9 protein-coding genes, 1 tRNA gene and 1 pseudogene are annotated in these 7594 nt (G+C 64.4%); 7 read left to right on the forward strand and 4 right to left on the reverse strand.

What is annotated here, in order from left to right:
* The coding region (locus ACEQXV_RS16670; protein ID WP_370270090.1) for a hypothetical protein at nucleotides 1-261 on the forward strand (261 nt) is incomplete at its 5' end.
* 240 nt (nucleotides 262-501) lie between these two features.
* Here ACEQXV_RS16670 and ACEQXV_RS16675 read toward each other — a convergent pair.
* A pseudogene (locus tag ACEQXV_RS16675) lies at nucleotides 502-653 on the reverse strand (transposase); the annotation flags it as partial.
* Here ACEQXV_RS16675 and ACEQXV_RS16680 point away from each other — a divergent pair.
* Complete coding sequence (locus ACEQXV_RS16680; RefSeq protein ID WP_370270091.1) at nucleotides 594-884, forward strand: hypothetical protein; 291 nt, start codon at nucleotides 594-596, stop codon at nucleotides 882-884. The pseudogene ACEQXV_RS16675 and the gene ACEQXV_RS16680 overlap by 60 nt on opposite strands.
* A gap of 84 nt (nucleotides 885-968) precedes the next feature.
* Here ACEQXV_RS16680 and ACEQXV_RS16685 read toward each other — a convergent pair.
* Nucleotides 969-1053: transfer RNA gene (locus tag ACEQXV_RS16685), tRNA-Leu, on the reverse strand.
* A 187-nt stretch (nucleotides 1054-1240) separates the two neighbouring features.
* Here ACEQXV_RS16685 and ACEQXV_RS16690 point away from each other — a divergent pair.
* Nucleotides 1241-1726 carry a Hint domain-containing protein gene (locus tag ACEQXV_RS16690; RefSeq protein WP_370270093.1) on the forward strand — a complete coding sequence of 162 codons (486 nt, stop codon included), beginning with the start codon at nucleotides 1241-1243 and terminating at the stop codon, nucleotides 1724-1726.
* A gap of 181 nt (nucleotides 1727-1907) precedes the next feature.
* Here ACEQXV_RS16690 and ACEQXV_RS16695 read toward each other — a convergent pair whose 3' ends face one another.
* Nucleotides 1908-3551: an NAD(P)H-hydrate dehydratase gene (locus ACEQXV_RS16695; protein ID WP_370270094.1), complete on the reverse strand. Its 1644-nt coding sequence runs from the start codon at nucleotides 3549-3551 to the stop codon at nucleotides 1908-1910.
* Between the two features lie 187 nt (nucleotides 3552-3738).
* Here ACEQXV_RS16695 and ACEQXV_RS16700 point away from each other — a divergent pair, with 187 nt between their 5' ends.
* From ACEQXV_RS16700 to ACEQXV_RS16715, 4 genes are all read left to right on the forward strand, one after another.
* A complete protein-coding gene (locus tag ACEQXV_RS16700; protein ID WP_370270095.1) occupies nucleotides 3739-4077 on the forward strand; it encodes a P-II family nitrogen regulator in 339 nt (112 codons plus the stop codon).
* A gap of 47 nt (nucleotides 4078-4124) precedes the next feature.
* On the forward strand, nucleotides 4125-5531 hold the full coding sequence (glnA, locus tag ACEQXV_RS16705) for a type I glutamate--ammonia ligase (protein WP_370270097.1): 1407 nt from the start codon (nucleotides 4125-4127) through the stop codon (nucleotides 5529-5531).
* A gap of 148 nt (nucleotides 5532-5679) precedes the next feature.
* Nucleotides 5680-6129 carry a YbjN domain-containing protein gene (locus tag ACEQXV_RS16710; protein WP_370251327.1) on the forward strand — a complete coding sequence of 150 codons (450 nt, stop codon included), beginning with the start codon at nucleotides 5680-5682 and terminating at the stop codon, nucleotides 6127-6129.
* Between the two features lie 26 nt (nucleotides 6130-6155).
* Complete coding sequence (locus ACEQXV_RS16715; protein WP_370251328.1) at nucleotides 6156-6575, forward strand: hypothetical protein; 420 nt, start codon at nucleotides 6156-6158, stop codon at nucleotides 6573-6575.
* A 263-nt stretch (nucleotides 6576-6838) separates the two neighbouring features.
* Here the strand turns inward: ACEQXV_RS16715 and ACEQXV_RS16720 are convergent.
* The coding region (locus tag ACEQXV_RS16720; RefSeq protein WP_370270098.1) for a hypothetical protein at nucleotides 6839-7594 on the reverse strand (756 nt) is incomplete at its 5' end.

Here is a 7594-nt window from a genome sequence, read left to right on the forward strand (position 1 = left end):
ATTGCTTTGAAATTTGCGGAAATGGCAATTTCGATCTTAATTCTCACTCGATATGGACCAGAACTATCTCTTTATATTTCCTATTACAGCATCTTCACTGTAACACTTGTTGTTAGCCTTGCATTTGTGTGTTGGCTGACCGCTGTATGGCGTCGAGTGCTGACACTTGGCTGGAAGATATCAACTTTAGTTTGGATAATTGTTCCAGTTTTTAACGTTGTATTTCTTGTTATTATTGGAATAATGCCCGCTCGAAAATAGAGCATGCCAAAAATGCAAAATTGAAAATAAATACCCTTTCCATCGGAGACGCCGGCACCAATTTAACACTTTTTAGGTTAGGCAATAGGTCACATTGAGGAACGTCTGATCAACGTCCGCTGCGACGCCGTTTTTGCACCGTGATGGTAATCACCGGCCTTTAATGGTCCGTTTTCTGCACCTTCCGCACCGTTTTACTTGCCTAAGCGGCGGATATGGCGATTTCAGTCGGGCTTGTTCTCATTCCATCAGCTTGCGTCGCACCGAGGATAGGTTGTTGAGCGCGAAAAGGTGCGCCCGGTTATTAGCCAACCCCCGATAGCGGATTTTTCATGACGGAATTGGCGCTTAATTACTCGCAAGGGATGCTCGACCTTTGCACGCATCTTGGCGATGATCCGGATGATCTCTTAACCGATGCGGTCGCATTGGTCGCCCTTTGGGGCTTTGCGCATGGCACCCCTGACCTTGCCATCCTTACTGAAGCCGGCCGCAGTGACAGCCAGATCCAGGCAGTCACCGGACACAGGACCCTAGAGATGGTTCAGAAGTATAGAGCTGGTGCGAACCAGAAGCGCCTGAGCCGTGAAGCCCAGTCCATGCGGAACAAGAACGGAACGTGAAAGTGGAAAACGATGTGGAAAAAAGTGGAAAACCCCTCTGGGACCTCAACTGCATTTCTCACATATTTCTCAATAAAATCAGGGTGGTGCGGGTGAAGGGACTCGAACCCCCACGCCTTGCGGCGCCAGAACCTAAATCTGGTGCGTCTACCAGTTCCGCCACACCCGCACGGACCACCGCGCGGGCAAGCCCCTGCCGGTGGTCCGCGGCCTTCTAGCAGGGCGGCGCGCAGGTGGCGAGGGGATTTTCACCCTTTCCACCCGGAAAAGGCCTTGGGGGTCGGGGGAGCGGGGTGTTAACCTTGTCGCAACACAAGGCGAGACATACTCGCCCACGGGCAAGAGCAGGACGACCCATGACGATGCCAGGTGCAACGGGCCAGGACGGGCACGAGACCATGCAAACCATCCGCGCGGGGCTGCCGCCGGGGACCGAGGTGCTGACACTTGCCGGGGCACTGCCGGTCGAGGCGCTTTACCCGGGCGACCGGGTCATCACCCGGGACGCGGGCGCGCAGAGCCTGATCGGGATCGCCCGCCACCCGGTGCCCCGCGACATGCGCTTCGTGCGCGTCGCCCGCGATGCGCTTGGCGGCAAGCCCACACGCGACGTGATCCTGCCCGCCGAACAGCGCATCCTGCTGCGCGACTGGCGCGCGCAGGCGCTTTTTGCAACTCCGGCGGCGCGGGTGCCGCTGGCGCGGCTGGTGGATGGCGACCTGATCCGGTGGAGCGATGCCCGCCCCGAGGCGCTGCTGGTGCTGAGCTTCGCGCATCCGCATGTGATCTATGCAGACGGGCTGGAGGTGATGAGCCCCTGCCCCGCCAGGACCGGCGCCTGATCCGGTTTCGCCGCGCCGCCGGCGCGTCGACCGGGGCGCGGCGCGCGTCACCCCCCGCTGACGCGGGGACCTCCTTGCGCCGCTTTTCCCCAGGCCTCCCCCCCTGGTGGCACAGATCGGCCATCTGTCCCGGCGGCACGGGGGCGGCCTCCGGCGGGAGTATTTGAGCCAAGAAGAAGGGCTAGGATTCGGCTGCCAGGCGGTTGAGAACCTGCGGCAGGCTGTCGGGCAGGTCCTCGGCGATGAGGCCGGGGCCGATCTGGCGCGCGGCCTCAGTATGGAGCCAGGCGGCGGCGCCCGCGGCCTCGAGCGGTGCAAAGCCGCGGGCAAGCAGGCCCGTGATGATCCCCGCCAGCACGTCGCCTGACCCGGCGGTGGCCAGCCAGGGAGCCGCGCGGTCATAGGCGGCGGAGTTGACCGATGCCGCTCCGGTCTGATCGGCAATGACCGTGTCCGGACCTTTGAGGAGCACCGTGCAGCCTGCGCGTGCAGCCGCGCTGCGGGCGGCATCGAGCCTGGACGGGGCTGGCCCCTGGCGGGGAAGGTCCGAAAGGCCCTGGGCGAGATCGGGAAAAAGGCGGGCGAATTCGCCCATATGCGGGGTCAGCACCGCCAGCGGGTGCAGGGCCTGGAAGAGATCGTCGGGCGCGTCGGCGAAAGAGGTAAGCGCATCGGCATCGAGCACGATCGCCCGACGCCGGGACAGGGCCGCCAGCACCAGCGCGCGCGTGTCCTGGCCGACCCCGAGGCCCGGGCCGAGGCAAAGCGCGTTCATGCGCGGATCGTCCAGCAGGGACAGCAGGCCTTCGGCATCATCGGCGCGCCGCAACATCACCGCGGTCAACTGGCAGGCGCATTCCATCATGGCCGAGCCGGGAGCCGCCACCGTGACCAGGCCCGCGCCCACGCGCAGCGCCCCGCGCGCCGCAAGCCGCGCGGCGCCCGAGCGGCCCATCGGTCCGGACAGGACCAGCGCGTGACCGTGGTCGTATTTATGCGCCTCCTGTCCCTTGGTCAGAACCGGCTGTGCCGCGCGGGGGCCCAGAAGCGAGGCCGCCCGCCGCCCCGCCCCATCGGGAGCAGCCGCTTTCATCAGCGCCGCCCTTTGGAGCACAGGGGACAGGGTGATACCGATATCCTTGATCGCCAGCTTACCGCAGAGATAGGGGCCCGAGGCCAGGTAATGGCCTGGCTTTGCCCTGTGGAAGGTCACGGTCAGGCCGAAGCGACCGCAATCGGGACTGTCCTGCCAGGGATGTTCGCCGCCCAGAACGCGGCCGGAATCGGCGCAAAGCCCCGAGGGGATATCCACCGCGACCGTGCGGGGAGGCGCGCCATACACGGCAGCGCCCGCCCGGCGGGCCTCGTGGCTGTCTTCTGCCAGGGCGCAGTCCTTGAGAAAGGCCCGCGCCCCGTCATCGGTGATCGGGCGCGCCAGCCCGGTGCCGAAACAGGCATCCACCATCAGGTCGCAGTCGCGCGTCGCATAGTCCGCGACGTCCAGGGTGGGCCCCTGCCAGCGGGCGTGGTTGGCCTTTGCGTCGGGCGGCAGCCTGTCCGGATCGCCCAGAAGGAACAGCTCCACCTGCCAGCCCCAGTCGCTGAGAAGCCGCGCGATGACGAAGCCGTCGCCACCATTGTTACCGGGACCGCAGAGCACCAGCGCCCGGTGATTGGCCTTGGCAAGATCGGGCCAGGTCTCGAAGATCGCCTCGACAACGCCCCTGCCCGCGCGCTCCATCAGCTCCAGCCCCGTGACGGCGCCGGACTGGATCGCGGCCTGTTCAATGACGCGCATCTGGGCAGCGGTCAGCAGGTCAGCCATGGGTTTCGGACCTCCGGTGGAGCGGCAAGTTTTCAAACTGCGCATTTTTTGTGCGCATTGCGCATATTTTTGGCGCACCCGGTGGAATCCCCCGGACCAGCGCCCCTGCGTCACGCTACCCGATTGCGGGCCCCGCGGGAAAGTGGTGTCACGGGCGGGCAAAACTCGGCAGGAGGAGTCGGCAGACATGAAGAAAATCGAAGCCATCATCAAGCCGTTCAAACTGGACGAGGTGAAAGAGGCGCTCCAGGAAATCGGTATCCAGGGCCTCAGCGTCACCGAAGTGAAAGGCTTCGGCCGCCAGAAGGGCCATACCGAGCTGTATCGCGGCGCGGAATACGTGGTCGACTTCCTTCCCAAGGTGAAGATCGACGTGGTCCTGGCCGACGACATGGTCGACGGTGCCATCGAAGCCATTGTCGGGGCTGCCAAGACCGACAAGATCGGCGACGGCAAGATCTTCGTTTCGTCCATCGAACAGGCGATCCGTATCCGCACGGGCGAATCCGGCGACGACGCGCTCTGAGCCGCCCCAACCCATCTCACACACACTACCCTCAAGGAACTCTGGACATGAGCAACGAAAACGTTCTGAACCTGATCCGGGAAGAGGACGTCGAATATGTCGACATCCGCTTCACCGACCCGCGCGGCAAGCTGCAGCACGTCACCGTGATGGCCGACCAGGTCGATGAAGACTTCCTCGAAGAAGGCTTCATGTTCGACGGCTCCTCCATCGCAGGCTGGAAGTCGATCGACCAGTCCGACATGAAGCTGATGCCCGACACCGACAGCGCCTATATCGACCCCTTCTATGCCGAGAAGACCCTGTGCATTCACTGCACCGTGGTCGAGCCCGACACCGGCGAGTCCTACTCGCGCGACCCGCGTGGCACCGCCCAGAAGGCCGAAGCCTACCTGATCGCCTCGGGCATCGGTGACGCATCCTATTTCGGCCCCGAAGCCGAATTCTTCCTGTTCGACGACGTCCGTTACTCGGTCTCGATGAACAAGGTGTCCTTCGAAGTGGACGCGCAGGACGCGGCCTGGAACTCGGACACCGAGTACGAGATGGGCAACATGGGCCACCGTCCGGGCGTCAAGGGCGGCTACTTCCCGGTGAACCCGACCGACGCGGCACAGGACCTGCGCTCCGAGATGCTGTCCACGATGAAGCGCATCGGCATGAAGGTCGACAAGCATCACCACGAAGTGGCCTCGTGCCAGCACGAACTGGGCCTGATCTTCGGCTCGCTGACCAAGCAGGCTGACGAGATCCAGAAGTACAAGTACGTGATCCACAACGTGGCCCACGCCTACGGCAAGTCGGCCACCTTCATGCCCAAGCCGATTTCCGGCGACAACGGCACCGGCATGCACGTCAACATGTCGATCTGGAAGGACGGCAAGCCGCTCTTCGCAGGCGACAAGTATGCCGACCTGTCTGACGAAGCGCTCTACTTCATTGGCGGCATCCTCAAGCACGCCAAGACGCTCAATGCCTTCACCAACCCCTCCACCAACTCCTACAAGCGCCTGATCCCCGGCTTCGAAGCCCCGGTTCTGCGTGCGTACTCGGCTCGCAACCGGTCTGGCTGCGTGCGGATCCCGTGGGCGGAATCGCCGAAGGCCAAGCGCGTTGAAGCCCGCTTCCCCGATCCGGCTGCCAACCCCTACCTGGCCTTCGCGGCCCTGCTGATGGCAGGCCTCGACGGGATCGAGAACAAGATCCATCCGGGCGAGCCGTCCGACAAGGACCTCTACGATCTGCCGCCCGAGGAACTGGCTGGCATCCCGACCGTCTGTGCAAGCCTGCGCGAAGCCCTGGAAAACCTGGAAGCCGATCACGACTTCCTGCTCAAGGGCGACGTGTTCACCAAGGACCAGATCGAGGGCTACCTGGAGCTCAAGTGGGAAGAGGTCTACGCCTTCGAACACACCCCGCACCCGGTGGAATACAAGATGTACTACAGCTGCTGATTTCAGCGGACTGGACGGACTTGCAAAGGGCGCCTTCGGGCGCCCTTTCGCTTGGCACCGCCCCGGCTCCGATTTGGATTTTGACAGGCGGCGGGGCCGGGCCTACCCTTGGGGGGTATTTGTTCATTTCAGCTATAGAGGATTGCCCATGAGACCCCTCCTTGCAGCCTGCGCGCTGGCGCTTGTCACCGCCCTGCCCGCTTCGGCGCAGATGCTGGGCGCCCTGCCCCAGGACATCGTCAACGTGGCCCGCGGATATGGCAGCGCGAACCTGGAACCGTCGAATAACGGCCAGCCGATGATGCGCGGCAACATCAACGGCACCAATTACGGGATCCTGATGTATGGCTGCGAAGACGGGCCCTGCGACTCGCTCCAGTTCTTCGCCACCTTCACCACCTCGCGCAACGGGCTGACGCTGATGAACCAGTGGAACGAGGACCAGCGCTTCGGCGCGGCCTATGTGGCGGGAGACGGACAGGTGATCCTGCATTGGAGCGTCAATATCGACGGCGGCATCACCCGCGCCAATTTCGAGGACAGCTTCGACATCTGGCGGCTGACGCTCGGGGAATTCAGCGACCACATCTACCCGTAAGCCACGGCGTGAAAAGGAGACCTGACATGAACCGCATTCTGATCGGAATCCTGGCCCTGGCGGCCGCGCCTGCCTGGGCCCAAAGCGCGCCGGAAAGCGTGCTGGATCAGGCCATGCTGTTGGGCCCCGCCCGGCTTGAGGCCGCGGGCGGACAGCCCACCATCTTTGGCGAGGCCGGGGCCAACAGCTATGTCGCAACCCTGTCGGGCGCGGGCTGCGCCCCCGGCGGCAGCGGTTGTGACCGGATCGCCTTCCAGGCGGTTGCCCCGCCCGCATCGCCCGAGGCGGTGGCGGCCTGGGCCGCAGCCGGGCTCGGCGGCTCGGTGGTCACCGGGCCCGATGGCTGGGTGGTGCTGACCGACGAGGCCGCCCTGGGCGACGCAGGTGCCGCGCTGAGAGGCTGGGGGGCGCTGATGGCCGAATTCGCGGCCCGCTTCGGCAACTAGGTAAAGGCCGGCCCCGGCTAGGACGGGGTCCCTGCCCGCCCGCGCCTGCCACTTGCAGCCTGGGAAAATCGCTCTCGACGGGGGCTCTGGTCGCGCTGGCAAGGCTTGCGGACAAAGGCAGCGCAGCGGTCAGGCAATGCATCTGTCAAACCTCTTGCTCGACGGAAGCATGCAAACGCCCCGTCCGGCAGGCGAACGGGGCGCATGAAAAAGTGCAAGCCTGATGCTGTGACGGAGCGCGAGCGCGGTCCAGCGACGTCTTGTTATTCGCTGGCCTCCGCCTCATCTTCCGGCGCGTCCTCGGGTTGGGCGGCCATGCCGTCGGCGGCGGCACAGGGGCCAGCCCTCAATTCGTTGATCGCGTTGAGCGCAACCTCGGCATGGTCGGCGTCCAGCGTGATCTGCATCGGCGCCACCAGCGGGTAGATCAGCGCGCCACGGTCACCGCGCATCTGCATCACATGCGTGCGCGCCATGACCTCGCCGAAGCCGCCAAGCACCACGTCGGCCGAGAACATGCGCTGCGCGCGGGTGCGCAGGGTGCGCGCGCCGTTGATTGCATCGGGGTTGTCCTGGTCGCCCTGCTCGGTCGCGGCCATGCGCATTTCCGAGAAGACGCCGCCCGCGGCCTGGATTTCCTCCCATGCCGCCTGCGAGGGCACCAGCATCATCCGCCGGTCGCCATTTGCAGTGTCCTCGGCGGGCAGGATGCCGGTCAGCGGGTCGAGGTCGCGCAGGTCCATGCGCAGAACCTGCACCCCGGCGGGTCCCCCCATCTGGTAGCCCTGGTTGGTCAGAAGCGTCTGCACCAGCATGCAGCCCTGAAGTTCCAGTTCGATAGCGGTGTAGTCCCCGGTTTCCGAGTTCACCACCACGCCGGGGCTGGCCTGGCGCACGGCCAGTTCCTGCGGCGTCGCCTCGTCCTGCGCGGCGGCAGGCAGCGCGCCAAGAGCGCCAAGGGCAAGGGCGGACAGGGTCATATGAAACCGAGTGAATGTCATGCGGAACTTCTCCTGAAA

This window comes from Nioella sp. (assembly GCF_964229645.1).
Lineage (GTDB): Bacteria > Pseudomonadota > Alphaproteobacteria > Rhodobacterales > Rhodobacteraceae > Nioella.